Source organism: Acidovorax sp. 94, from assembly GCF_003634645.1.
In the GTDB taxonomy this organism is placed as follows: domain Bacteria; phylum Pseudomonadota; class Gammaproteobacteria; order Burkholderiales; family Burkholderiaceae_C; genus Acidovorax; species Acidovorax facilis.
The window spans coordinates 3,502,804-3,527,669 of record NZ_RBJA01000001.1; the positions used below are offsets into that span (position 1 = coordinate 3,502,804).

General features: G+C 67.0%; 29 protein-coding genes. 19 read left to right on the forward strand and 10 right to left on the reverse strand.

The genetic code is table 11. From position 1 onward, the window contains the following. Positions 1 to 9: 9 nt before the first annotated feature. Complete coding sequence (locus tag C8C94_RS16170; protein ID WP_121421424.1) at positions 10 to 408, reverse strand: tautomerase family protein; 399 nt, start codon at positions 406 to 408, stop codon at positions 10 to 12. Next, positions 390 to 614: a hypothetical protein gene (locus C8C94_RS16175; protein WP_147433269.1), complete on the reverse strand. Its 225-nt coding sequence runs from the start codon at positions 612 to 614 to the stop codon at positions 390 to 392. Before C8C94_RS16175 ends, C8C94_RS16170 begins: the two co-directional genes overlap by 19 nt. Positions 615 to 777: 163 nt before the next feature. Between C8C94_RS16175 and C8C94_RS16180 the strand changes: the two genes are divergently transcribed. The 6 genes from C8C94_RS16180 to C8C94_RS16200 all read left to right on the forward strand — a co-directional run bounded on the left by C8C94_RS16180 (position 778) and on the right by C8C94_RS16200 (position 4,221). Then, a complete protein-coding gene (locus C8C94_RS16180; protein WP_121421425.1) occupies positions 778 to 1,686 on the forward strand; it encodes a LysR family transcriptional regulator in 909 nt (302 codons plus the stop codon). A 45-nt stretch (positions 1,687 to 1,731) separates the two neighbouring features. Next, positions 1,732 to 2,715, forward strand: a complete 984-nt coding sequence (gene thiL, locus C8C94_RS16185; RefSeq protein ID WP_121421426.1) for a thiamine-phosphate kinase — start codon at positions 1,732 to 1,734, stop codon at positions 2,713 to 2,715. Positions 2,716 to 2,839: 124 nt separating this feature from the next. Then, the gene (locus C8C94_RS16190; protein ID WP_010466405.1) at positions 2,840 to 3,043 is read left to right on the forward strand and encodes a DUF2892 domain-containing protein; all 204 of its coding nucleotides are present in this window, start codon (positions 2,840 to 2,842) and stop codon (positions 3,041 to 3,043) included. Position 3,044: 1 nt separating this feature from the next. Next, positions 3,045 to 3,215, forward strand: a complete 171-nt coding sequence (locus tag C8C94_RS25650; RefSeq protein ID WP_158603832.1) for a hypothetical protein — start codon at positions 3,045 to 3,047, stop codon at positions 3,213 to 3,215. 4 nt (positions 3,216 to 3,219) lie between these two features. Further along, complete coding sequence (locus tag C8C94_RS16195) at positions 3,220 to 3,768, forward strand: RNA polymerase sigma factor (RefSeq protein ID WP_121421427.1); 549 nt, start codon at positions 3,220 to 3,222, stop codon at positions 3,766 to 3,768. Between the two features lie 99 nt (positions 3,769 to 3,867). Continuing rightward, the gene (locus tag C8C94_RS16200; RefSeq protein WP_055395567.1) at positions 3,868 to 4,221 is read left to right on the forward strand and encodes a hypothetical protein; all 354 of its coding nucleotides are present in this window, start codon (positions 3,868 to 3,870) and stop codon (positions 4,219 to 4,221) included. A gap of 36 nt (positions 4,222 to 4,257) precedes the next feature. Here the strand turns inward: C8C94_RS16200 and C8C94_RS25740 are convergent, their stop codons facing one another. Continuing rightward, positions 4,258 to 4,407, reverse strand: coding sequence for a hypothetical protein (locus C8C94_RS25740; protein WP_162239752.1), 150 nt, complete (start codon positions 4,405 to 4,407; stop codon positions 4,258 to 4,260). On the opposite strand from C8C94_RS25740, the gene C8C94_RS25655 reads away from it, so the two are divergent. Continuing rightward, the gene (locus C8C94_RS25655; RefSeq protein ID WP_162239751.1) at positions 4,402 to 4,545 is read left to right on the forward strand and encodes a hypothetical protein; all 144 of its coding nucleotides are present in this window, start codon (positions 4,402 to 4,404) and stop codon (positions 4,543 to 4,545) included. The genes C8C94_RS25740 and C8C94_RS25655 overlap by 6 nt on opposite strands. Positions 4,546 to 4,680: 135 nt before the next feature. On the opposite strand, the gene C8C94_RS16205 is transcribed toward C8C94_RS25655, so the two are convergent. From C8C94_RS16205 to C8C94_RS16215, 3 genes are all read right to left on the reverse strand, one after another. Further along, positions 4,681 to 6,021 (reverse strand): ferric reductase-like transmembrane domain-containing protein, encoded by a 1,341-nt coding sequence (locus C8C94_RS16205; RefSeq protein WP_233573490.1) that lies wholly within the window; start codon positions 6,019 to 6,021, stop codon positions 4,681 to 4,683. A gap of 128 nt (positions 6,022 to 6,149) precedes the next feature. Beyond that, positions 6,150 to 7,331, reverse strand: coding sequence for a twin-arginine translocation pathway signal protein (locus C8C94_RS16210; RefSeq protein ID WP_121421428.1), 1,182 nt, complete (start codon positions 7,329 to 7,331; stop codon positions 6,150 to 6,152). 32 nt (positions 7,332 to 7,363) lie between these two features. Continuing rightward, the gene (locus C8C94_RS16215) at positions 7,364 to 8,404 is read right to left on the reverse strand and encodes an NAD-dependent epimerase/dehydratase family protein (protein ID WP_121421429.1); all 1,041 of its coding nucleotides are present in this window, start codon (positions 8,402 to 8,404) and stop codon (positions 7,364 to 7,366) included. A gap of 142 nt (positions 8,405 to 8,546) precedes the next feature. On the opposite strand from C8C94_RS16215, the gene C8C94_RS16220 reads away from it, so the two are divergent. Further along, complete coding sequence (locus C8C94_RS16220; RefSeq protein WP_121421430.1) at positions 8,547 to 9,431, forward strand: LysR family transcriptional regulator; 885 nt, start codon at positions 8,547 to 8,549, stop codon at positions 9,429 to 9,431. A gap of 21 nt (positions 9,432 to 9,452) precedes the next feature. On the opposite strand, the gene C8C94_RS16225 is transcribed toward C8C94_RS16220, so the two are convergent. After that, a complete protein-coding gene (locus C8C94_RS16225; protein WP_121421431.1) occupies positions 9,453 to 10,397 on the reverse strand; it encodes a LysR family transcriptional regulator in 945 nt (314 codons plus the stop codon). A 119-nt stretch (positions 10,398 to 10,516) separates the two neighbouring features. On the opposite strand from C8C94_RS16225, the gene C8C94_RS16230 reads away from it, so the two are divergent. From C8C94_RS16230 to C8C94_RS16270, 9 genes are all read left to right on the forward strand, one after another. Further along, positions 10,517 to 10,933, forward strand: a complete 417-nt coding sequence (locus C8C94_RS16230) for a 4-oxalocrotonate tautomerase (RefSeq protein WP_121421432.1) — start codon at positions 10,517 to 10,519, stop codon at positions 10,931 to 10,933. A gap of 83 nt (positions 10,934 to 11,016) precedes the next feature. After that, positions 11,017 to 11,457, forward strand: a complete 441-nt coding sequence (gene gloA / locus C8C94_RS16235; protein ID WP_121421433.1) for a lactoylglutathione lyase — start codon at positions 11,017 to 11,019, stop codon at positions 11,455 to 11,457. Positions 11,458 to 11,600: 143 nt separating this feature from the next. Further along, the gene (locus C8C94_RS16240) at positions 11,601 to 13,223 is read left to right on the forward strand and encodes a DUF4139 domain-containing protein (protein WP_121421434.1); all 1,623 of its coding nucleotides are present in this window, start codon (positions 11,601 to 11,603) and stop codon (positions 13,221 to 13,223) included. 89 nt (positions 13,224 to 13,312) lie between these two features. Then, positions 13,313 to 13,789, forward strand: a complete 477-nt coding sequence (locus C8C94_RS16245) for a universal stress protein (protein WP_121421435.1) — start codon at positions 13,313 to 13,315, stop codon at positions 13,787 to 13,789. Positions 13,790 to 13,807: 18 nt separating this feature from the next. Further along, a complete protein-coding gene (locus C8C94_RS16250) occupies positions 13,808 to 14,335 on the forward strand; it encodes a phosphatidylglycerophosphatase A (protein ID WP_121421436.1) in 528 nt (175 codons plus the stop codon). Beyond that, on the forward strand, positions 14,332 to 14,859 hold the full coding sequence (locus C8C94_RS16255) for a CinA family protein (protein WP_121421437.1): 528 nt from the start codon (positions 14,332 to 14,334) through the stop codon (positions 14,857 to 14,859). Before C8C94_RS16250 ends, C8C94_RS16255 begins: the two co-directional genes overlap by 4 nt. 81 nt (positions 14,860 to 14,940) lie before the next feature. After that, positions 14,941 to 15,843 (forward strand): alpha/beta fold hydrolase, encoded by a 903-nt coding sequence (locus C8C94_RS16260; RefSeq protein ID WP_121421438.1) that lies wholly within the window; start codon positions 14,941 to 14,943, stop codon positions 15,841 to 15,843. 218 nt (positions 15,844 to 16,061) lie between these two features. Then, positions 16,062 to 17,951: a cyclic nucleotide-binding and patatin-like phospholipase domain-containing protein gene (locus C8C94_RS16265; RefSeq protein WP_121421439.1), complete on the forward strand. Its 1,890-nt coding sequence runs from the start codon at positions 16,062 to 16,064 to the stop codon at positions 17,949 to 17,951. A gap of 84 nt (positions 17,952 to 18,035) precedes the next feature. Beyond that, the gene (locus tag C8C94_RS16270) at positions 18,036 to 18,524 is read left to right on the forward strand and encodes a nuclear transport factor 2 family protein (RefSeq protein WP_055401060.1); all 489 of its coding nucleotides are present in this window, start codon (positions 18,036 to 18,038) and stop codon (positions 18,522 to 18,524) included. 281 nt (positions 18,525 to 18,805) lie between these two features. On the opposite strand, the gene C8C94_RS16275 is transcribed toward C8C94_RS16270, so the two are convergent. From C8C94_RS16275 to C8C94_RS16285, 3 genes are all read right to left on the reverse strand, one after another. Continuing rightward, a complete protein-coding gene (locus C8C94_RS16275; protein ID WP_121421440.1) occupies positions 18,806 to 19,054 on the reverse strand; it encodes a hypothetical protein in 249 nt (82 codons plus the stop codon). A gap of 381 nt (positions 19,055 to 19,435) precedes the next feature. Next, entirely contained in the window at positions 19,436 to 20,989 is a 1,554-nt protein-coding gene (locus C8C94_RS16280; protein ID WP_121421441.1) for a SulP family inorganic anion transporter, read from the reverse strand. Positions 20,990 to 21,119: 130 nt separating this feature from the next. Then, on the reverse strand, positions 21,120 to 21,977 hold the full coding sequence (locus C8C94_RS16285) for a YecA family protein (protein WP_121421442.1): 858 nt from the start codon (positions 21,975 to 21,977) through the stop codon (positions 21,120 to 21,122). A gap of 216 nt (positions 21,978 to 22,193) precedes the next feature. Between C8C94_RS16285 and C8C94_RS16290 the strand changes: the two genes are divergently transcribed. Next, complete coding sequence (locus C8C94_RS16290; protein WP_121421443.1) at positions 22,194 to 23,936, forward strand: FMN-binding glutamate synthase family protein; 1,743 nt, start codon at positions 22,194 to 22,196, stop codon at positions 23,934 to 23,936. An 8-nt stretch (positions 23,937 to 23,944) separates the two neighbouring features. Further along, positions 23,945 to 24,766, forward strand: a complete 822-nt coding sequence (locus C8C94_RS16295; protein ID WP_233573492.1) for a hypothetical protein — start codon at positions 23,945 to 23,947, stop codon at positions 24,764 to 24,766. The last annotated feature ends 100 nt before the right edge of the window (positions 24,767 to 24,866 follow it).

Consider the following 24,866-nt stretch of genomic DNA (forward strand, 5'->3'; position numbering starts at 1 on the left):
CCCGCACCTTCACGCCGCCAGCGCCAGCTTGCGCGCCTGCTGCGTGCGCCCGCCATAGCCCCAGTCGCTGGCGAGCAACTCCCGCACCACCACGTAGCTGGCCGTGGCCAGCGCGCCGTCACCGGCCAGCTGGCGCTGCAGTTCAGCAAATGCGGCCTGGATGAAGGCGGCCTTCTCTTCCCGTGTGTTCGTACCCTCTGTGATGCTGATCTCCAGCAGTGCCGTGGGCTGCGCGATGGGCGCACCGCCGATGTGCCAACGCGCGGCGGGCAGGTCGTCGATGACCACCGCCGTCACCTCGCGGCGCTTGCCCAGCAGGTCCACGGTCAAGTCGGTCAGCGCGCTGGCCAGCTGCCGGTAGCGCTCGGGGTTTTGTAGCGGGGCGAGTTTCAGAACAAGGGTTGGCATGGTGTTTTCAGCTCCGGGGTGGAAGGATTCATGGGCGCAGCTTCAGTACGCGCGAGGTGGAAAGCCCGGCGGACCATGCGCAGGAACCCACGCGCCACCCAGGTGTGGGCTTCGCGAATCGCGTCCTGCCGCAGCTGCAGCGCGTGGCGCTTGGCCTCGTCGCGCAGTCGCTGGTAGTCATCGGGGTGCAGGTGCTGTGGGTACATGCTCATTTCCTTTCAGGGTGAAGCCACTGTAGGCAGCACCGGACACGGCGGAAACCGCCTGCGCTGCAAGGCCGTTTTGCACAGATTGCAAGGGGCCTGTGCGCGCATCGAGCGCGACGATTCGTGCAGAGGCTCCCCGGCCCCCCGCCGTTACCATTGCCCGATGCGCGATATCCGCTTTGAAGACATGCACCTGTTCGTGCGCGTGACCGATCTGGGCTCGCTCTCGGCGGTGGCGCGCGAGCGCGATGCGCCGGTGAGCCAGGTCTCGCGCACGCTGGCCCGCATCGAGAAGGCCTGCGGCGCACGGCTGCTGCACCGCACGACCCACGGCCTCACGCCCACACCCGAGGGGCTGACCTTTCTGGACTACTGCCGCCGCATCACCGGCACGCTCGACGAGCTGGAGGGCGAGTTCGCCCAGCAAAGTGGCCAGCCCAGCGGCTGGGTGCGCGTGGCGTCCAGCTCGGTGGTGGCGGAACACCTGCTGATCCCCAGCTTCGACAGCCTGCAGCACAAGCACCCGCAACTGCGTGTGGAACTGGTAGTGGACGACCGCATGGCCGACATGGCGCGCGATGGCATCGACATCGCCATCCGCACCGGCCCGCCGCTGACCGACACCGTGGTGGCGCGCCCGCTGGGCACGCTGGCCCGCGCGCTGTACGCCACGCCCGGCTACCTGCAGGCGCACGGCGTGCCCCAGCGCCCCGACGACTTGCGCCAGCACCGGCTCATCACCAACAGCGCGGTGGCGTTTCTGAACCACTGGCCTTTCCAGATCAATGGCGAACCGCATGTGCTGGTGGCCGATGGCCACTGGCGCTCGGGCAGCACGGCGATCACGGCGCGTTTGGCGCTGCAGGGCCTGGGCATTGCGCGCCTGGCCACGGTGGTGGCGGAGCCCCTGGTGCGCCAGGGCCTGCTGGCACCGGTGCTGGCCGACTGCGTGGACCTGCAGCCCAGCCCCATCCATGCCATCACACTCACCCGCAGGCACCGGCTGCCCAAGATCCAGGCCTGCATCGACCATTGGGCGCAGTGGTTTTCCACCGCAGAGCCGAGCGACTGAGCGGGTTCGCGCCGTTTTCTTCTCCCGATTCTTTAGGACCGCACCGTGGGTGAATTCGACCTGATTGCACGTTACTTCACGCGCCCCGCACGCCCCGGCGGTGCCGTGGCCCTCGGCGTGGGAGACGACTGCGCGCTGCTGGCGCCCACACCCGGCATGCAGCTGGCCATCTCCAGCGACATGCTGGTGGCGGGCCGCCACTTCTTTGCGGACGTGAACCCCGAAGCCCTGGGCCACAAGGCGCTGGCCGTGAACCTGTCGGACCTGGCGGCCTGTGGCGCGCGCCCGCTGGCGTTCACATTGGCCTTGTCCTTGCCCCGGGTGGATGAGGCCTGGCTGGAAGGCTTCTCGCGCGGGATGTGGGCGCTGGCCGATGCCCACGGCTGCGAGCTGGTGGGGGGCGACACCACGCAGGGCCCGCTCAACATCTGCATCACCGTGTTTGGCGAGGTGCCCGCCGGCATGGCCCTGCTGCGCAGCGGCGCGCGGCCCGGCGACGACATCTACGTGAGCGGCACCTTGGGCGACGCCCGCCTGGCGCTGGAGGCTCTGCTGGGCCACACCCCCCTGCCCGCCGACGTGCTGGCCCGCGCGCGCCAGCGGTTGGAGCGCCCCACCCCGCGTGTGGCCCTGGGCCTGGCCCTGCGCGGCGTGGCCAGCAGCGCCATGGATGTGAGCGACGGGCTGCTGGGCGACCTGTCGCACATCCTCAAGGCCTCAGGCGTAGGGGCCCGGATCGACACGCACATCACTTCAAAACTGATAGCTGCTAGCGCTTATCCATCAAGCGCTGGAGCCCTATTTGATGCTGAATTGATTCGCCAATGCACGTTGGCAGGTGGCGACGACTACGAGCTGGCCTTCACCGCCCCGCCCACGCAGCGTGACGCGGTGGCCGCCGCGTCGCAGGCAAGCAGCACGCCCGTCACCCGCATCGGCACGGTGCTGGTCACACCTGGACTGCAACTGGTGGATGCACAGGGCCAACCGGTAGACAAGCGCTACGCCTCGTTTGACCATTTCCGGTAACGGGCAGCCGTGACTGGCAAAAAATTTTTCGCAACCCATGAATCCTTTTGCGAAACCCGCGGCTCTTGGTGATGGAGGCGCCCTGTGTTGGCACCTCCTTCAACCGACCAAGGAGCCCATTCCCATGCTGTACCGCAAAAACATCACCCGCCCCGAAAGCCTGCTGCGCGTTGTGGGGGGCGTCGCCCTCATCGCTGCGGGCCTCTGGTGGCTGGCCGCATCGCCCCTGGGCCTGGCGCTGGCCGCCTCGGGCGTTGGCAGCATCCTGAGCGGTGCATTTGGCTACTGCCCCGCCTGCGCCATGGTGGGCCGCAAGCCTGTCGAATGACATGAAACAACACCCCCTGAGTCGCTTCGCGCCCACACCCCCTGCTCTTCTCACGCTGCGCCTGGGCGGTGGACGCAGCCAGCGCGGCGGGGCGGCCCTTGCGCGGCTGCCCGTGCAGGGGTCGCGCCGGTTTCACAGGCTGCGGGTGGCGCAATGCGCTGTGGAGAACTAAAACCATGAGCAACCCCACGACCGCACCCACACTCGCCCAGCTGCTTCCCGCCGCGCGCAGCGGCGACACCGTGGCGATGGAGCAGCTGCTGCGCCTCACCCGCCCCGACATCCGCCGCTATGCGCTGCGCCATTGCGCAGCCACCACGGCCACCGACGACGTGGTGCAGGAGGCGCTCATCATCGTTTACCGCCGCGTGGGCGCGCTGCGCGAGGTGGCGGCGTTTGGTGGCTGGGTGGTGCGCATCGTGCAGCGCCTGTGCATGCGGCCGATGCTGGCGTGGCTCAAGGCCGAGCCACTGGCGCAAGTCGAAGACAACCTCGCCTGGTCGCACCGCCCCGACCACGAGCTGCGCCACGACCTGGCCCTGGCCATCGACTCACTGCCGCCCCTGTACCGCGAGGCCCTCCTGCTGCGCGACTTCGAGGAGCTGACCATCGAGGAGATGGCGCAGCGGCTTGGGGTGACGCGCGAGGCCGCCAAAAGCCGACTGCACCGGGCAAGGGCCCTGGTGCGCGAGTACCTGGTGCCATCGGCGCCTGCGGCTCGCTGAGCCCCGCTGCGCACGCAATCTAACGGGCTGCGCAATAGTTCACGCAGCACGCTGCAGGCTTGTGCGTGGCCCGTGCAACAAGGTGCAACATCGCGCTCCATGGCTTATACCTACCTGTTCTTTCAGCCCGCAAGGTTGCCGCTGTCCACCGACGAGCTCTCACCCGACACGGTGCTGATGCTGCGCGACATCCATCACATCAAAACATCGCTCGCGCAGATGGTGCCGGGCCTGGAGTGGGCCCTGCCCACCTGGGGCCACGCCACGGTGCTGGGCCACGGGGTGGAATTCCATCTCCCCGACAACGTGTCCGATGGCCCGCTCGCCATGCATTGCTCGCTGCGCACCGACTACACCGCCTGGGTGCAGGCGCTGTGCGACGCGCTGGGCTGGCTGGCGTTCGATGAACGGCCCATGTGCCTGCAGCCCCACGGCCCATCGTTTCCCGCCTGAGAGTCCGCCCTGCGGGGCAGGTGCCGAAGACCCCGGCTACTTCGCAATGATGGTCAGCAACGCTTCACGCGTGGACTGCGCGCCCGCATAGGCAAAGGCCTTGCGGTACTGGGCCGAGAGCTTGCCCCACGGGGCGATGCAAACCAGATGGAGGCCTACCGCAGCACGCATGTGGGCGATGTGCATGACACCTCGCCCTACCCGGCCGACAACCCACCGAACATCGAGCCCTGTGTGAAGAGAGACAAGCCCCAGTTCATCTTCACCGCGGACTGGATACGGCGCATGGGCAGGCTGATCGCGTTCGTAGCGCTGGGGGCATGAGCACCTCACGGCCAACATTACGGGCACCATTTGCTACATTTTCAATAGCTATTTGCGCTTACCTGTAAAGCGCTGAGTGGCAATTTGGCTCATTTTCTCCTGCCCCACCCGGAGCGCCGGGGAGAAAACCCCGCCTCAACGCATCTGGAACAGCTCCTGGTGAAAGCGCGCAGGCGAGCGCCCCAGCTGCTGCATGCCCAGGCGCACCGCCTCGGCAAAACCCTGCGGCCCACAGAACCACACGCTCGCCGCCGGGCTGGTGCCCGCCAGCAGCGCTGTGGGTGTCACGGGCCCAGCGTCGTCGCTGTAGTGGATCTCCAGCGTCACGCTGGGCAGGCGCGCGCACAGCGCGGCCATGCGCTCGGCAAACACCGCCTCGCCTGCATGGCGCACGCAGTAGTGCAGGTGCACCCGGGGCGCCAGCGCGGGCGTGGACTGCATCGACTCCAGCCAAGCCATGAACGGCGTGGCGCCAATGCCTGCGGCCACCCACACCTGCTCGGTGGCGCTGTCGCCGCGAAAGTCAAAGCAGCCATACGGCCCCTCGATGCTCACCGTCTGGCCCGGCTGCACCTGCAGGGGCAGCTGCCCCGTGTGGTCGCCCAGCGCCTTGATGGCAAACCGCAGCGCGCCGTCGCCCTGGTCGGCGTTGAGCAGGGTGAAGGGGTGCGCCCCCTCGGCACGACCAAAGGTGACAAACGCAAACTGACCGGCCGCATGCTTCCAGCGACTGGCGGGGCTGACCTGGCAGGTCACTTCCAGCACCCCAGCCCCTTGAGGCGACACGCTCACCACGCGGGCTGCATGGCGGCGGCTGCGCCCGATGGCCCCGGCCAGCGAGCGCACGGCGCACAGCACCCCCACCAGCGTGCACAGGCCCACCAGCACACCCGCAGGCTGCTGCCACCAAGCGGGCGGCGTGAGCACCACAGCATGGAAGGCCAGCACCAGGTACACCACGGCCAGCAGCTTGTGCAGGTAGCGCCACACGTGGTACGGAAACCGCTGCCACAGCGTGATGACCAACATGGCCGCGAGGAACCACACGGCCCATTCCCCCATCTCCTCGGCCAGGTGGCGGAAGGTATTGAGCCACCAATCCGCGCGCGGCGCGCGCACTGGGCGGCCTACCCAGTCAGCCAGCAGGCTGCGCGACAGCTGCAGCCCGTAGTGCAGCAACGCCAGCACAATCGCGCCGATACCCGCCCACTTGTGCAGGCGGTAGCTCTTGTCCAGGCCACCGAGCGGCTTTTCCAGCCACGCGGGCCGCACGGCCAGCACCATGATCAGCGACATCAGCGCCCAGGCTGCCACCCCGGTGAGCAGGATCAGCTGGTTACGCCACCACCAGACATCGCCCCACGCGGGCGGTGCAGGCTGGGGCACGATCAAAGCCAACATCCACACGCCCATGGCCACCGCCAGAGTGCCCCCCAAAACCTTCTTCCACATCACCAGCCCCACTAATTGTTGCAATGCAGCAACTGTAGAAACCCGCGATGAACGCCACCTGAACAGTGTGTGAAGCAGCGGCAAAGCGCGCCAGCTTGTGGCCGGAGGTTGATCTGCATCAGCCCTTTGCGCAGGTGCTGCCCTCCTCGGAATCAAGCCTGCACAAAACGCGCAAGCGGCCTGCGCGGCGTGGCAGGCACCTCGCCCTGCGGGTAACCCATGCGGCAGAACATCTGCACGGTGGGCTCCTGGGGTGTACGCGGCGCGGGCCGCCCCAGAACCAGCTGGTGCACGCGCTCGAAGTGCGGGGCCATCTCGGCAAATTCCTGCACCGCCTGGCTCATGGGGTGCATGCCCACACCCAGCGCCGTGGCCTGCAACTGCTGGCGCACATACAGGCGCCCGGTATGAATCTGGTCGCTGCGCGTGTTGGGGCCGGCAATCCACACAAAACCCATGGCCGTGCGGCTGTGGCCTTCAAAGCGGCCCATGGCATTTTTGTACGCCGCGCTGCCTTCGGCGGGTGGTGCGGAGCGGTCGAACAGGCCCAGCGCCGACACCGCGCGCACAAAGGGCGAATTTATCGAGATGCCATCGCGGTGCTGCAGGATCTCGGCCGGGCCCACGCGGGTGAGCTGGATGCTTTCCATCATGGTGCGCGGCGTGAGCAGCTCTACCCGGGCGGACTCCCAGCACAGCGTGCGCAGCGCGGGCAACTGGTCTGCACTGACGGTACCGCCAACGCTGAGCGGGGCTTGAGCCGGGGCGCTGCCCAGCAACCGGGCCAGCAACTCGGGCGCCACGGGGCGGGTGGTGTCGAAATCGGTCTTGGGCGTGCGGCGCAGCAGCACCTGGGCAAACAGCGGGTCGGGCTGGCCGCCCGGCTTGAGGGTGATGCGCGCCACGGGACGGTCGTCCCAGTCCTTCAGGGCCGCAGGCATCTCGCCCTGCGGCCACAGCAGCACCTCGCTGGCCACGCCTTGCTGGGCCAGCGCCATCACCAGCAGCTCCAGAAAGGCGCCATGGCCGATGAGTATCTGGCGCCCACCCGGGTCGGTCTGTGGCAACACCCGTGCAGGGTCGGTGCGCAGGGTGATGACACCGCTCTCGCGCAAGTCCACCAGCCAGGGCTGCAGGTTGTGCGAATTGGGCGCGGTGATGGCGTAGGCCACCGCCCGGCGGCGCACATCGGTCTCGCCCACAGGGCCCTGCCAGGCCTCGACCGCCTCGGCGGGATAGTTCGAGCTCACGGCGCCGCAGGCGACCAGCGTGCCGGTGGTGGCGGCGGCGATGGTGCCACCCCCTGCCAAACGAATGAAGTTGCGACGGTTCATGAGAAGACTCCGGTGGTTCAAAGGTTGTGCCGTCAGGCCAGCGCAGCGCGGGTCGAACGCAAGGCTACGAGCCCCAAATCTGCCAGCGCCTGGCGCACGGCCTGATCGAAGGGGGTGTGGGGCTCGTCGCCGATCAGCGCACGCAGGCGGGTGTTGTCCAGACGGTGGGGCGTGCGCCACAGATAGCGCATGTCCGCCAGCGCAGCGAACCTGGGGGCCACCAGCCCCATCACGCGCAGCAGCGGCCACGGCAACTGCCCCACCCGCAGCGCGCCCGCATCGGGCAACCAGCCTTGCTCTGCGGCAATGGCCGTGAAGCTGTGCAGCCACTGCTGCGCCGTGACGTGATGGCCAGCGAAATGCAGGCACTCGAAGGGGGCCAGCCGGTCCCGCTCTTGCGCCACACGCACGAAGGTGCGGGCGAGGTCGGGCAGATAGGCCCAGGGCGTGGCTACGTCCAGCGGGCCGGGCCAGGTGATGCGGCCCCGGGGCAGGTCCTTGGCAATGGCCTGGTCCAGCCAGCTGCCGGTGCCACTGCCAAAGAAGTCCCCGGCGCGCAGCACCACGGCGCGCATGTCGCCCCTTTGCGTGGCAGCCTGCAGGCGCAGCTCCAGTTGCACCCGCATGCGGCCCTTGAAGCCCGTGGCGGCCTGGGGTGTGTCTTCGTGCAGCACGGGCGGCATGCCTTCGCCAAAGTTGTAGACGTTGCCCGGCAGCATCAGCGTGGCACGCAGCTGGCGGGTGACGGCAATGGCAGCTTCCATCAACGCGGGCGCCTCTTCGCGCCAGGCCTTGTGCGTGTAGGCGGGGTTGAGCGCATGCACCACCACCTGCGCGCCTTGCGCCTGGGCCGCCAGTGCGGCGGTGTCCTCCACCGCCACGGGCATCCACCATACACCGGCGATAGCGGGCAGCGCAGGCCCCCGCGCACCGGGCCGCACCTGGGCCAGCACTTGCCAGCCGGCCTGGGCAAAGGCCCGGGCCGCCGCCAGTCCCAGCCGGCCCCGGGCGCCCAGGATCAACACGGTGGAAGGGTTGTCCGTGCAGGGCGGAAAACGGGGGTGGGTGGTCATGTCAGGGCTCCATTCACAAGGGATGTATCGATTGTGGAAACGCAGAGCCCGTTACACAATTGGCTAAGCGTCCATAACAGCAATGCAAATTTGAATACCTCCAACCACCCCGCTGCCACCCCGTTGCGGGCACGCTATCGCCATGAACCAAACCTTTGACTGGAGCCTGGTGCAGTCCTTTCTGGCCGCGCTGGACCAGGGCAGCCTGCTGGGCGCAGCCCGGGTCCTCAACGCCAGCCAGCCCACCATTGGTCGCCACATTGCCGAGCTGGAATCGCAGCTGGGCGTGGTGCTGTTTGAGCGCACAGGGCGCGGCTTGTTACCCACCGCGACGGCGTTGCGGCTGGCCGAATCGGCCCGCGCCATGGAGATGGGCGCCCACCAGCTGGCACGCAGCGTGTCGGGCGCGGAGGAAGGCGTGACGGGCACCGTGCGCATCACCGCCAGCCAGCCCGTGGCCTGCGTGCTGCTGCCGCCCGTGCTGGCGCGCATGCGCCAGGCGCTGCCCGAGGTGCAGGTCGAGCTGGTGGCCAGCAACCAGGTCACCAACCTGCTGCGCCGCGAGGCCGACATTGCGCTGCGCATGGTGCGCCCCGACCAGGCCAGCCTGGTGGCCAAACGCATCGGCGCGGTCACGCTGGGCGCCTATGCCCACCGCGACTACCTGCGCCGCAAAGGCACACCCCGGCAGCCGCCCGATCTGCTGCAGCACGAGTTGGTGGGCAACGACCGGCACGAGGACATCCTGCAAGGCTTTGCCGCCATGGGCTACCCGGTGGAGCGCCAGCACTTCGCGTTTCGCACCGACGACCTCATGGCGTATTGGGAAGCCGTGCGCGCAGGATTGGGCATCGGCTTTGTGGGCAACTACATGGCCCGCACCGACCCAAACGTGGTGGCGGTGCTGCCCCAGCTTGCGTTGCCCGAGCTGCCTATCTGGCTCACGGTGCACCGCGAGATCCGCACCAGCCGCAGGATTCGGGCGGTGTATGACTTTTTGGCGGCGCAAGTGCCCGGGGTGTTGTAGCCCCGTGCCTGCGCTGCACGCCTACGCCCTGTCGGGGCGCAACAGCATGCCGGGTTCACCCGATGGTTTTGCAAACGACGCAAAGCAGGTCTGCAAATAGTCCATGGTGGCCAGCACTTTGGGCGCGCGGTGCCGGGTGCTCAGAATCACCGCAAATATGGGATGGCTCCCGCGTTCCACGGCCTGTGGCAAGACCGGCAAGAGCTTGCCCTGGTCCACCAGCGCCTGGCCAATCACGTCGTTCATGCGTGCAATGCCCGCGCCACCCAGGGCGAGGGAGATCACCGCTGCGCTGCTGTTGACCTGCACTTTGCCCTTCACCATCAGCATGGTGGGCTCGCCGTTCACCCGAAAATCCCATTGGTTGTGCGACGGGGTGGAGGCGTTGGATATGAGCCGATGCGCAGCCAAATCCTGCACGGATATCGGAGCTCCGTACGTTTGCACATACCCAGGTGATGCATAGAGTGCACGACCATGGCTGCCCAGCGACCGCGCCACGGATGCCTGTGCCGGGTCGACGCCAGCGCGAATCGCAATATCAATCGACTCATCGGCCATGTCCACCACACGGTCTTCCACCTGAAGTTCGACCGTCAGCCCCGGATACTGGGCCCCCAGAAGGTGCAGCTTGGGAATCAAGACATATTCAGCGAGCAGCTGGCTGACACTGATGCGCACCGTGCCGCCAATGTGCAGCGAACGCCCACCAAATCCGTCTCGCAACTGGGCATATTCGCCCAAAATCCGCCGCGCGTGCTCCAGGAACATTTCGCCCTCTTCCGTGAGCGACAGGCTGTGGGTGGTGCGGTGGGCCAGACGCAAGCCGCAGGCCGCCTCGATGCGGGCCATGCCGCGCGAGACGTGGCTTGCAGCCACGTTGCGCTCGCGTGCCACGGTTGAAAACGAGTGTGCCGAGGCAATTTGCACAAACAAGGCGAAGTCATCCAGCGTGAGGTTGTCCATGGTTGTGCATTTTCTGCACAAGCGCTGTGTCCGGCCAGCTGTTTCCGAAGTCTTTGCGATTCGCGACAGTCCGGGTGTGCGGATGGTCCGCACCAAGCCATCAACTTTCTGAAGCTGCTATGCCCCTCACACTCATCATCACCGAAGGCATCCTGCCCAAAAACCGCCAGCAAAGCACCATGGCACGCCTGTCGGAGGCCTTTCTCAAGCTGCACGGCTTGGCTGGCAACAAGTTCTTCACACCCAACGTCATTGGGCATATTTCAGAGCTCCCTGAGGGCAGCACCTACGCGGGAACAAGCCCGACCAACGTCGCCATCGTGGAATGGCTCACGCCCTCATTTGCATTTGCCACACGGGAAGTGCAAACCGCCTATGTCGCCGAGGCCACCGATATCCTCTTTGAAGCCTGCGGCGGCAAGCAGCCCCGCGAAAACATCTGGGTCAACCTGAAATACGCGGTGGACGGCATGTGGGGCATTGGCGGCAAGGCATACACCAACCAGGAGCTGGGCGAAGCAGCAGCCCGCGGGTAAATCCAGCACGCCTCAACACGGTGTGTGCGACTGTATCGCCCCACATTGCCACACCGTGTGTCCAAACCACCCCAAGGCCCACCATGACGACTTTTGACGATGAAGGACTGAGCCCCCAGCCCACCCGATTGCTGCATACCATGTTGCGGGTGGCAGATCTGGAGCGGTCCATCGAGTTCTACACCAACAAGCTGGGGATGCGCCTGCACCGCCAGGAGCGCTTCCCCCAAGGCCGCTTCACCTTGGCTTTTGTCGGCTATGGCCACGAGTCCACCGACGCCAGCATTGAACTGACCTACAACTGGGACCAGTCTGCCTATCAACGTGGAACGGCCTACGGACACATCGCGTTGGCCGTTCACAGTGTGGCCAAAAGCTGCGCCAGCCTGCAAGCCGCCGGGGTTTCGGTAGTTCGCGCGGCGGGGCCCATGCAGTCACTTTCTCTGGACCGGACTTCACCAGAAAACATTGCCTTCATTGAAGACCCTGACGGCTATCAGATAGAGCTGATTGAGCGGCGGTAGCGCGATCCCCCCACGAATCGCCGGAGGCACTCCACGCGGGGGCACGGCATCCGCAGCGCGGGCTGCTAGCATCCTTCGCTGTCCATCCACGCCCAAGGAGTCTCGTGATTCATTGCCCCAATATCCCGCGCCTGCACCGTACCTTGGGCCTTTTGAGCGCAGCACTGCTCTCCATCGCGGCCTCGTCGGCCCACGCCCAGGACACCTCCCGCATCGCCCGCGTCACCGTCTACCCTGGCAGCGCCACGGTGGAGCGTGTGGCCAAGGTGCCCGCTGGCGCGCGCAGCCTCACGCTGGCCTGCCTGCCCGCGTCGCTGGATGTGCAAAGCCTGCAGATCAACGCCGACCCCGCCGTGCGTGTGGGCGAGTTCAACGTGCTCACCGAAGACCGCGATGTGGCGGCGGGCTGCGCGAGCCCGCTGGATGGCCGCATCCGCGAACTGGAAGACCAGATCGCGGGAGTGAAGGCCGAAGCCTCCGCCCTGCAACTGGTGGATGGTTACCTGCGCAGCGTGGCACAAACCGGCAATGGCCAAGAGGCGGCAGCGCCTGCTACAAGCGCCCCCCGTGTCGCCACCCCGACGCCCGCACAGATCACCGCTACCGCCGATGTACTGCGCAAGTCTGGTCAAGACAGCTTTGCACGCGCGCACCAACTGCAACGCAAGCAGGAGGCGCTGGAGCTGGCCCTCAAGCCCCTGGTGGCCGAGCGCGACCGCGTGGCCAGCCAGCGTGCGCGGGTGGTGTCCGTCACCATCAACCTGGCCGCCGAGCGCGAGGCCGAGCTGCGCCTGTCTTACCAAGTACGCGGCCCTGGCTGGCAACCCACCTACCGTGCCACGCTGGATGCCACCAAATCCACCGTGTTGATCGAGCGCCAGGCGCTGGTGGCGCAAAACAGTGGCGAGGACTGGGGCACTGTGCAGCTGACCTTGTCCACTGGCCAGCCCGGCCGGGCCACCCAGGGCCGCCTGCCCCGCGAGTGGACGCTGGATGTAGCCCCGCCGCCGCGCCCCATGGCCGCAGCCGCACCGGCGATGGCCATGGCTGCAGCACCATCGCCCGTGGCACGCTCGCGCAATGTGGTCGAAGAGGACAAGATCTCCTTCGACGTGAGCACCCTCGACAAGGGTTTTGCCACCGAGTTCGCCGTGCCGCAGCGCATCACCGTGCCATCAAGCGGCCAGCGCGTGACGCTGGCGCTGGGCAACCACACGGCCCCCGCCACGCTGATCACCCGCACAGCCCCCGCCGTGGAAGAAGCCGCCTACCTGGTGGCCCACATGGCCCAGCCGCCCGGCGTGTGGCCCGCAGGGCCAGCAGGCCTGTACCGCGACGGCGCGTTTGTGGGCAACGGGCGCATCGACTTCTCCACCCCCAGCGCGGGCGCCCCGGCGGGCAGCACCAGCCTGTCGTTTGGCCGCGATGAACTCGTCACCGTGCGCGCCGAGCCTGTGCAGGACCTGACGGGCAGCACCGGCTTTACCGGCTCGCGCACCGAGCGCAAGACCCGCCGCGCCTACAGCGTGGAAAACCGCCACAAGACCGGCATCACGCTGCAGGTGCTGCATGCCGCGCCGGTGTCGCGCAACGAGAAGATCGAGGTTGAATCGCGCTACCAGCCCCAGCCCACCGACACGGCCTGGAACCGCACACCCGGCACCGTGGCCTGGCAGCAGCCGCTGGCCGCAGGCGCCACGGCGCAGTTCAGCGCCGAGCACACCATCCGCTACCCCAAGGATGTGGAGCTGCAAGAACGCCAGTGAACCGGCAATTGCAGCCCGCACCCATCCACAACAGTCGTTCACAATCGACAGCAGCGCCCCACGAAAAAGCCCGAGGAGCCAGCCCCACCATGAGTTACCAACACATCCTCGTTGCCGTTGACGGCAGCCCCACCTCGGACCACGCCGTGGCCCAGGCCACCAGCCTCGCGCAATCCACGGGCGGCCGCATCCGGCTGCTGAATGTGATGGACCCGGTGGCCCACATCAGCGGCTTTGAGCAGCCCGAGGTCTACAGCCAGGAGGTGCTGCCCCGCCTGCGCAAGGCCGGCGAAGCCCTGCTGCACCAGGCCCAGGAGCGCGTGGCGCAACGCGGTGTACCGGTAGACACTGTGCTGATTGAAAACCTGGACGCCCGCGTGGCGCAGCTGGTGGTGGAGCATGCCCAGGCCTGGGGGGCCGACCTGATCGTGCTGGGCACGCACGGGCGCCGTGGCCTGGCCCGCGTGCTGATGGGCAGCGATGCCGAGCAGATTGCACGCACCGCGCCCGTGCCCGTGTTGCTGGTGCGCCTGCCCGCAGGCGCAGACGTGGCCGCCAGCGCCTGACAGCCCCTCCCTCGTGCCATGACCGTTTCCGAGCCCCCGCAGCCCCTGCCCTCCCGCCGCCCTACCGTGGCGTTCATGTTTTCCCACCCGGCCCACTTCATCGCACTGGGTTTTGGCGCCGGGCTGTCGCGCGTGGCGCCGGGCACCGTGGGCACGCTGTGGGCTTGGCTCAGCTACCTGGCGCTACAGCAATGGCTGCCGCCCCAACACATGGGCCTGCTGATTGCCGCCAGCACCGTGGTGGGCTGGTGGGCCTGCACCACCACCGCCCGCAACATGGCCGTGGCCGACCCCGGCAGCATCGTGTGGGACGAGGTGGTGGCCTTCTGGCTGGTGCTGTGGCTGGCCATGCCCATGGGCTGGTGGGGGCAGCTGGTGGCTTTTGGGCTGTTCCGCTTTTTTGATGCTGCCAAACCCGGCCCGGTGGGCTGGGCCGACAGCCTGTTCAAGGGTTTTGGCTGGCGCGGCGGCTGGGGTATCTTGTGGGACGACTTTGTGGCAGCCTTCTGTACCCTGCTGGTCATTGCAGTGTGGAGGTTTCTATGACAACCGCATCGCTATCAAATAAAGAGCTGCTAGCGCTTGATACATCAGCGCTAGAGGCCAATTTGACCCAAATTTCTCTGGAATTGCTCAAACACAGCCACCTGCTGGCCACGGCCGAAAGCTGCTCGGGCGGCATGATCGCAGCGGCCTGCACCGACCTGGCGGGCTCCAGCCAGTGGTTCGAGCGCGGCTTTGTCACCTACTCCAACGCCGCCAAGGTCGAGATGCTGGGCGTGCCCGCTGCACTCATTGAGCAGGAAGGCGCCGTGAGCGAGGCCGTGGCCCGCGCCATGGCCGATGGGGCGCTGGCCCATTCCCAGGCGCATGTGAGCCTGGCCGTAACCGGCGTGGCCGGCCCTACAGGCGGCAGCGAGGCCAAGCCCGTGGGCACCGTGTGGTTTGCCTGGTGCGTGAATGGCGAAACCCACAGCGAGATGCAGCACTTTGCCGGCGACCGCGCCGCCATCCGTGCGGCCACGGTGCGCTACGCACTGCAGCGGCTGCTGGGCTTTTTGCTGGCCTGACCCCCTGGGTGGGCGCCTGACTGGGCGCACACGCCAATTCAGCCTGGCGCTCCAACGCAATCAACCATCGCCGCATCCCGCATGACCTCACCTACCTGGTTTGAAGGCTTCACCACCCAGCGCATCACCACCGCTGGCGCCGAGATTTTTGTCCGCACCGGCGGTACCGTGGGTGCACCGCCCCTGCTGTTGCTGCACGGCTTTCCGCAAACGCATGCGCTGTGGCACCGCGTGGCGCAGCAGCTGGCGCGCGACTACTTTCTGGTGCTGCCCGACCTGCGCGGCTATGGCGATTCATCGCACGCGCCCGGCCTGCCGGACCACAGCAACTACAGCAAACGCGCCATGGCGCAGGACATGGCCGAGGTGATGACCGCGCTGGGTCACGACGCGTTCTTTCTGTGCGGCCACGACCGGGGCGGCCGCGTGGCCCACCGCCTGGCGCTGGACCACGCAGCGCGCGTGAAGAGGCTGAGCGTGATCGACATTGCCCCCACGCTCGACATGTACGCCCGCACCGACATGGACTTTGCCCGCGCCTACTACCACTGGTTCCACCTGATCCAGCCCGCGCCGCTGCCCGAGACCATGATTGGCGGCAACGCCCGCGCCTACCTGCACGCCAAGCTGGGCGGCTGGGGCAGCGCGGGCCTGGCCCACATCGAGCCCCAGGCCCTGGCCGACTACGAGCGCTGCTTTTGCACGCCCGAGGCCATCCACACCGCGTGCGAGGACTACCGCGCCAGCGCAGGCATCGACCTGGAGCACGACCGCGAAAGCCGCGCGCGCGGCGAGAGGATCGCGTGCGACACTCTGGTGATCTGGGGCGAACACGGCGTAGTTCACCGCCTGTTCGACCCGCTGGCTCTATGGCAGGCGCAATGCGCGGGCCTGGTGACCGGCCAGGCCGTGCCGGCGGGGCACTTCATCCCCGAGCAATTGCCCGAGGCCACGGCCCGCGCGCTGAGCGCCTTCATGCGCTGACGACCCGCTCCGCATCGGCACGGAAGGGCAATCGCAAGGGCCCGCCGTGCATTTGTTCACGCGCTGCCCGGCCACCATGCCTTGCACAGTGCGCACAGATGCCCTTGCGTTCCTAGAATCCGCCGCTTCGCACGCTGCGGAACCCATCGCAAACACGACGTGTTGGCGAGCTCCCCGCTTTCCGCAGCGCCCCACCGAGCCTTGCCGATTGCGTGACCATGCCCCCTTTTACCGCCACCCACAACCAACTGCTCACCGAGCACCTGCGCAGCTTTCTGCCAGGCATCGAACCCGAAGCGCTGGAGCTGCTGCGCGCCCAGCTGGAGTGGGTGGAGGTGCCCGGCGGCAGCACGCTGATGGCGCAGGGCGAGCCCGGCGAGTCGATGTACCTCACCGTGAGCGGCCGCCTGCGTGCCTATGTGCGCAGCGATGACGGTAGCAGCGGCCCGCAGCGCCGTGTGGCCGACATGGGCCGGGGCCAGGTGATTGGCGAGATCAGCCTGTTCACCGACGCACCGCGCGCCGCCACCGTGGTCGCCGTGCGCGACTCGGTGCTGGTGCGCCTGACCAAGGACGTGTTCAAGACCCTGCTGGCCAGCAGCGCCCAGGTGTCGATTGCCCTCACGCGCCAGATCATCCAGCGCCTGCAAACGGGCACCGCCGCCCACACGGCCGCACAGGAGCGGCCCGTGGCCATGGGCCTGCTGCCCGTGAGCAGCGGCGTGGACCTGCAGGGCTTTGGCCAGAGCCTGGCGCGCCAGCTGGGCACCATCGGCCGCGTGCGCGTGGTCGACTCCGCCACCGTGGACGCAGAGCTGCACGAGCCCGGCATTGCCCAGCGCGAAGGCGCCGATGCCACGGCCAACCGGCGCATCGCCATGCTGCTCGACGAGATCGAGGCCCGCAACGACTTTGTGCTGCTGCTGGCCGACCCCGAGCCCACGCCCTGGACGCGGCGCGTGAGCCGCCACTGCGACGAGTTGCTGCTGCTGGCCGACGCTCAGGCCGAGCCCGCCATCCACCCCATCGAAGAAAACTGCCTGCTGCGCCGCGCGCCCCTGGCCGAGGCCGCCGAGATCCTGGTGCTGCTGCACCCGGAAGGCACGCAGTGCCCACGTGGCACCCAGCAATGGCTGGACCGCCGCCCCGTGGCCGACCACGTGCATGTGCGCCCCACCCTCGACCGCGACATGGCGCGCCTGGCCCGCATCCAGAGCCGCACGGCCGTGGGCCTCGTGCTGGCGGGCGGCGGCGCGCGCGGCTTTGCGCACCTGGGCATCTACCGCGCGCTGCAGGAGGAAGGCGTGGAGATCGACTGCGTGGGTGGCACCAGCATCGGATCGGTCATGGCCGCGTATGTGGCATCCGACCAGCCGCTGGCGACGGTGATGGCCAACGCCCGCGAGGCGTTTCGCACCAACCCCACGGGAGACTTCAACCTGCTGCCGCTGATGTCGCTCATCAAGGGCCGCCGACTGCGCCACATCCTGCACGAGGCCGTGGGGAGCCTGGTGGGCTTCCCGGCCCAGGTGGAAGACCTGTGGAAGAACTACTACTGCGTGGCCACCAACTACTCGCGCGCCAGCGAACAGGTGGTGCGCCGTGGCAGCCTGGTGAAGTCGCTGCTGGCCAGCATCTCCATCCCCGGTGCATTGCCGCCCGTGGTGCACGAAGGCGACCTGCTGTGCGACGGTGGCACGTTCAACAACTTTCCCGTGGATGTGATGCGCAGCAGCATGCGCGGCGTGGGCACGGTGATCGGCGTGGACCTGAACTTCCGCAAGCCGCGCCGCATCGAGCTGGACGACATCCCCACCAGCTGGGCCCTGCTGCGCGACAAGCTGCGCCCGCGCGCCCAGCGCCGCTACAAGCTGCCCTCGCTGGCCAGCTACCTCATGCAGGTCACCATCCTGTACAGCATGTCGCGCCAGCGCCAGTCGCAGCAGCTCACCGACCTGTACTTCAACCCCCCCATGGACCGCGTCGGCATGCTGCAGTGGAACCGCTTCGAGCAGATCGTGCAGCAGGGGTATGCACATGGCATCCAGGTGCTGGACGGACTGGATGACATCAAGCGCCGGCGCATCGGCGGGCTGCGCACCCGTTGAGAACGCACCACACGGCCCGGTCGCCCAAGCGGCATGCACAGGCAGGCACCGGTGTAGCATGGGCGCCCTTGAGGAGGAGACCCCATGCACCCCAACGCCCAGACCCTGCAGCGCTTCTACACCGCGTTTGCGCAGCTTGACCACGCCGCCATGGCCGCCTGCTATGCGCCCAACGCCACGTTCGACGACGAGGCCTTTTCCCTGAAGGGCCGCGACCAGATCGGCGGCATGTGGCGCATGCTATGCACCGCCACCAAAAAGCCCGGCGCGGCCGAGCACTGGAAGCTCACGTTCAGCGGTATCGAAGCCGACGCGGCCGGCGGCAAGGCGCACTGGGAGGCGCACTACCTCTTCAGCGCCACGGGGCGCAAGGTGCACAACATCATCGACGGCACCTTCACCTTCACGCCCGACGGGCTGATCGCCACCCACCGCGACCGCTTCAACTTCTGGCGCTGGGCGCGGCAGGCGCTGGGGGCGCCAGGGCTGCTGCTGGGCTGGTCGCCATCGCTCAAGCGCAAGGTGCGGAGTACGGCGGCGGGGAATCTGAAGAAGTTTCTGGCGCAGGGGTGAGGGGTGGTGTTGCCGATGTGCCGCGCCATAGATGCTGTGGTGTCTGGACGGGCGCAGACGGCCCAAGACATTTGGGGCCTCGGCTCCTGGCCTACAACTGGCGGAAGTGGGTATAGAGCATCGATCCTCATTCCCGTAGTCCGCTTCAACGTAGTCCGCTTCAACGAATAGTTGGATGGCAGCGCAGCCATGCGCGCATATGGCATACCGACTAAGCAAGCATAGGCACGGCAGCACTCAATCAAAATTGGGGGCGCACCGCGTTTACCAAGGACGCGAACCTAGTGCGAAAGAATGTTCTCAAGGTTTTCAATAGCCTCTCGAAGATAAGACGCGCTTCTGGTTCCTCCGCCTGGCTCACCTGTTCGGTCACACTGCTCTCTCCGCTCCAAAGCGACACGAAGGAAGCGTCGATACGTGTCGGCATCGAAAGTGTCGATGTGACGCTGAACCTCCTCGTTTAGCTCGCCTGCGTTGTGAGCAGTGACGAATACAACTCCCTTGAGTTCCTGCTTCGTGATGTCGATCATCTGATGCCTCCTGCATACTTCTAAAGTTAATTTCGTGGCGATGGGTTTAATCAAGTTCACACGAGTAGGCTCCGACATTTAACTCGATGTATCCCGCAATATCGTCTGAGCATCTGCATCGAGCATCGAGAAAATTCAAGCCAAATTGGCATCTAGCGCTTATCCAATAAGCGCCAGCAGCTATCAAATCAGTAGCTTCTATCCCAAAACCCGTAGCACCCTTGTACTTCTTGCCACTGCCACAACGGCGCGGAGCATTGCGACAGGACATGTGGCGATGCTGTGCACGGCGACAAAAAGGCCGGCAGCCAAGCGCTGGGCCTGCTGGGTGTGCTGCGGGGCGGGTCGCCTTCGCTAAAACGCCAGCGGATCTCTCCCCGCTCAACCGCCCACCTCTCCTTTCGCACGGGCCGGAGCGACATCGCTCCCCATCCGATCAATCAGCACCGCGCTGGCTTCGTTAAGCCCCAGCACCTGCACCGTGCAGCCATGGTGCCTCAAGCGTTCCACCACCTTGTCGAGTGCGGCCACGGCGGTGATGTCCCAGAAGTGGGCGTGCGTCACGTCGATGACCACCGCGCGGCCCTCGGCGCCCAGCACGTCGAACGCCTCGATGAACGCATCGGCCGAGGCAAAAAACACCTGGCCGGACACGCGCCAAGTGCGCTGGCCCCAGGCCGTGGCACCAGCGCCATCTGCGTGATCGGCGCCATCCGCATCGTCGTGCACGCGCACCTCCAGCATGTGCGAGACCTTGAACGCGAAGAACACCCCGCTGAGCACCACGCCCACGGCTACGCCAGCCGCCAGGTTGTGGGTGGCGATGGTGACGGCCACGGTGGCCAGCATGGCGGCGCTGGACAGGCGCGGGTGGCGCACCAGGGCGCCGAGCGATTTCCAGTCGAACGTTTCGGCCGACACCATGACCATGATGGCCACCAGCGCAATCACCGGCACCTTGGATACCCAGTCTTTCAGCACCACCATGAGGATGAGCAAAAACACCCCGGCAAACAACGTAGACAGGCGCCCGCGCCCGCCGTACTTCACGTTGCCCACAGCCTGGCCGATCATTCCGCAGCCCGCAATGCCGCCGAACAGGCTGGCCGCGATGTTGGCTACGCCCAGCCCCGCGCATTCGCGGTTCTTGTCGCTGGGGGTGTCGGTCAGCTCATCGACCACGGCGGCGGTGAGCACCGATTCGAGCAGGCCCACCATGGCGATCGCCAGCGCGGGCAGGAGGATGATGCGCAGGGTGTCGAGCGACGCGGGCACCTGCGGCAACGCAAACACAGGCAACGCGTCGGGCAGTTTGCCCAGGTCACCCACCGTGGGCAGGTGCAGCCCCAGCGCCGATGCCAGCACCGTGAGCACCACCACGCAGATCAGCGGTGACGGAATGGCGGTGAGCGCAGGCCATGCCAGCCGCTGGCCCAGCCACGGCAGGCCGTAGATGAGCGCCAGCCCCAACGCCAGCGCCCCCCAGGTGGCCGTGCTGGCGCCGTGCAGGTGCGGCAGTTGCGCGGCAAAGATCAGGATGGCCAGCGCATTGACGAAGCCCGTGCGCACCGAGCTGGACACGAAGCGCATCAACACGCCCAGCTTCATCAGCCCAAACGCCACCTGCACCGCGCCTGCCAGCAGCCCCGCCGCCAGCAGGTAGCCCAGCCCGTGCGACTGCACCAGCGGCGCAGCCACCAGCGCCACCGAGCCCGCCGCCGCCGACACCATCGCAGGCCGTCCGCCGGTGAAGGCGATGACCAGGCTGATGACAAACGAGGCGAAGAGCCCCACCGAAGGGTCCACGCCCGCCACGAAGGAGAAGGCGATGACTTCGGGGATGAGCGCAAACGTGGCCACAGCCCCGGCCAGCAGCTCGCGCGGAATGCTGGGCGCCCATTCGGCGCGCAGACGGGTCAGGGTGGAAGGGTTCATGCGGTGTGCCCTGCAAAAAACAAAGCGCGCCCGAAGGCGCGCTGCGAGGAATTTCAGATAAAAACAGGGTCTAGCGCTTATCCACCAAGCGCCAATAGCTATCTAATCAATAGCAAATTGCCCAACAAAATCAAGCTCCGTGGCACTTCTTGTACTTCTTGCCGCTACCGCAGTGGCACGGGTCATTGCGCCCCGGCTCGGGCGCCTTGCGCACCGTCTCCACGCGCGGGCCCATGCTCTTCCACAGCTGGCGCAGGTCGTACACGGCCCAGATGGCCTCGCCAAAGGCTTCGACGCGCGCCTGGCTGGTGCTGGGTGGGCCGTCTTCGTCGTACATGCAGACTTCGGGCTTGCCGGTGTCGTCTTCGGTCAGGGCAACGATGCGGTCCAGCGCATCGTCCAGCCACTTGGCGGCTTCCTTGTCGCGCGGGGCGGCCCAGTCTTCGGGCCAGTTTTCCACCGCAAACATGAAGCCCAGGGCCCACACCTGGCCGAAGGACGGGATCTCCTGGTCGTCGCCCATTTCGGCGCGCTGTTCGTCGGTCAGGCTGGCCACCGCGCCGCGCATGTCCATGGCTTCGGGCTGGAAGGTGCGGTCGTCGTCCAGCGTCTTCACGTCGGTGTCGAGCTGGGTCACGATTTCGGCCCAGCGGCGGTTCCACAGCTCTAAAAAGCGCGTCTGCTGGGCGGCGTCAGCAAAGGCTGGCAACTGCGGCAGCGGGTCGCCTTCGGCAACATCCAGCTCGGCGCCGTCGCCCAGCAGCATGGGCAGGTACTCGGCCGTGGCGATGGGGCGGCGGCTGCAGATCAGCGCGGTCATGAAGCCATCGCAGAACTCCCACTGCGGGATTTCCTCGCCGCGCGAGCGCAGGTCGTCGAGGATGTTGTCGATCTCTTCCAGCTCCTCCGGGCCCAGCGCGGCGGCCGGGGCGCCCGTGGGGTCATCAAGATCGTCGGTGGCGGGGGTGGGCAATGTGGGTTCGGTCATGGGGGGCTCCGGTCGTCAAGCGAGAAAGCGGGGGCGGTAAAACATTGTTTTACTTTTATGATGCGCAGGCCTTGTGCCGTGGCGCTGGTGTAGCGGCGGAGGTACGGCGGCCCGGGGTGGTGCCGGGACTCAAAAGCGCCTTGCGCAACATGGCAACCCGATAAAAAGGCGGTCAGTGTAGCCCCCTCTCGCACCGCCACCAGAACCAGGACCCCCATGCTCCACCAACTGAACTCCCTGTACCCGGTGCGCTACACGGCCTTTGCACTGTGCGTTTTCGGGCTGCTGCTGTCGCTGTTTGCGCTGGTGGCTTTTCACGTAGGGTTGCCCGTGGTGCTGGTGTTTGCTGCCCTGGTAGCAGTGGGCGTGTACGACCTGCAGCAGTCGCGCCACGCCATTTTGCGCAACTACCCGGTCATCGGCCACATCCGCTTCATGCTGGAATACGTGAGGCCTGAGGTGCGCCAGTATTTCATCGAAAGCGACAGCGAGGCCGCGCCGTTTTCGCGCGCACAGCGTTCGCTGGTCTACCAGCGCGCCAAGGGCGACCCGGACAACCGCCCCTTCGGCACGCACCTGGACGTGGGCGCGCAGGGCTACGAATGGGTCAACCATTCGCTCGCGCCCACACAGCTGCCGTCGCATGACTTTCGCGTGTGGATCGGCGGCAACCCCGATGCGCCGTCGCAGTCCGTGGCGCCCTGCACCCAGCCCTACCACGCGAGCGTGTTCAACATCTCGGCCATGAGCTTTGGTGCGCTTTCGGCCAATGCGATCCTTGCTTTGAACCAGGGTGCAAAAAAAGGCGGCTTCGCGCACGACACGGGCGAGGGCAGTATCAGCCAGCACCACCGCGTGCACGGCGGCGACCTGATTTGGGAAATCGGCTCGGGCTACTTTGGCTGCCGCAACCCCGATGGCACCTTCAGCGAAGAGCGTTTTGCGGCCAGCGCCACCGGCCCGCAGGTGAAGATGATCGAGCTGAAACTCAGCCAGGGCGCCAAGCCGGGGCATGGTGGCGTGCTGCCGGGGGCCAAGGTGACTGCCGAGATCGCCGCTGCGCGCGGGGTGAAGGAGGGCGAGGCCTGCATCTCGCCCGCCAGCCACAGTGCGTTCAGCAACCCGGTGGAAATGATGCAGTTCATCGCGCGGCTGCGCACCCTGTCGGGCGGCAAGCCCACGGGCTTCAAGTTCTGCCTGGGACACCCGTGGGAATGGTTTGCCATCGTCAAGGCCATGCTGGTCACCGGCATCACGCCTGATTTCATCGTGGTCGATGGCGCCGAGGGCGGTACGGGCGCGGCGCCCGTCGAATTCACCGACCACGTGGGCGCGCCGCTTCAGGAGGGCCTGCTGCTGGTGCACAACACCCTGGTGGGCGTGAACCTGCGCGACCGCGTGCGCATTGGCTGCGCGGGCAAGGTGATCAGCGCCTTCGACATCGCGCGCATGATGGCGCTGGGCGCCGACTGGTGCAACGCGGGGCGCGGCTTCATGATGGCGCTGGGCTGCATCCAGGCGCAAAACTGCCACACCGGCCACTGCCCCACGGGCGTGACCACCCAAGACCCGCTGCGCCAGCAGGCCCTGGTGGTGCCCGACAAGGCCACGCGCGTGGCGCAGTTTCACCGCAGCACCTTGCACGCGCTGCAGGAGCTGGTGCAGGCCGCCGGGCTGCGCCACCCCAAGGACATCACGGCCCACCACATCGTGCGCCGCATCAGCGACACCGAGGTGCGCCTGCTGTCCAACCTGATCACGCGCATGCAACCGGGCGCGCTGCTCGGCCCGCTCGACGCGCAGCACAACGTGTTCCGCCTGTACTGGCCCTTGGCCAGCGCGCACAGCTTTCAGGCCAGCGAGCCTGCACTGGAACCCTCCATCCCCCACCATGTCGAGCTGGTGCACGCAGCAGCCGTCGGCACCGCTGCTGCGGTGGCAGGGGATGCCGCCGTATGAACTTGACGATGGACGCATCCGCCTCCACCCACACCACCGCCCCGGACTACGCCGCCTTTTTGCAGCAGCAACTGGCCACCCAGCCCCACAACGTGATGGCCCATGTGCTGGGCCACGAACAGATCTGGATCAAGCGCGCCGGCGCGCCCCACGGCACGGGCCGCTACCGCGCCATGGCCGTGCTGGCCGCCCTGCTGCGGCTGGACGCCCTGCGCCCCGTGCCCAACCCCGGCGGCCCCACGGCCATTGCCACCGAAGTGCAACGCCTGCGCGACCTGGCTGCACGCGGCATCCACGTGCCCGTGGTGCTGGCCGCGCTGCCCCATGGCTTTGCCATGCGCCACCTGGGCAACGTGGGCGAAGAAACCCATTCGCTGGGCAACGAGATCGACCACGCCGTGCAAGCGGGCGACACCGCTACCGTGCTGGCGCTGTGGCAGCAGGGGCTGGACACCCTGGCCCAGGTGCACCGCCAGGGCACCTGCCTGAGCCAGGCCTTTGCGCGCAACCTGGTGCGCTGCCCCGATGGCGAGGTGGCCTGCATCGACTTTGAAGACGACCCCGCCGCCGTGCTGCCCCTGGCGGTGTGCCATGTGCGCGATGCGCTGTGCTACGCGCACTCCACCGCGATCTACCTGCACACCAGCGGCACGCTGACCGAGGGGCGCGAGCGCTGGGTGGCGTGGGTGGCGCAGGAGAGCGCGGAGATGCAGACGGTGCTGGCGACCAGTGTCCGGCGGATGGGGTGGATGGGGCTTCTGCCAGCAAGCCGCAGGCTGGGGCGGGATTTGCAGCGGGTGCGGGCGGCGTACGAGTTGCTCAGCAGATGAAACGCGGCCGTTCTTATCAAGCTGTGGTTGTCCGCTGACAGCGCCGAGCGCGCTCATCGCCTATCGTTCAGGTGGAGCTTCCTCCAGCCCTCCCTTCTTT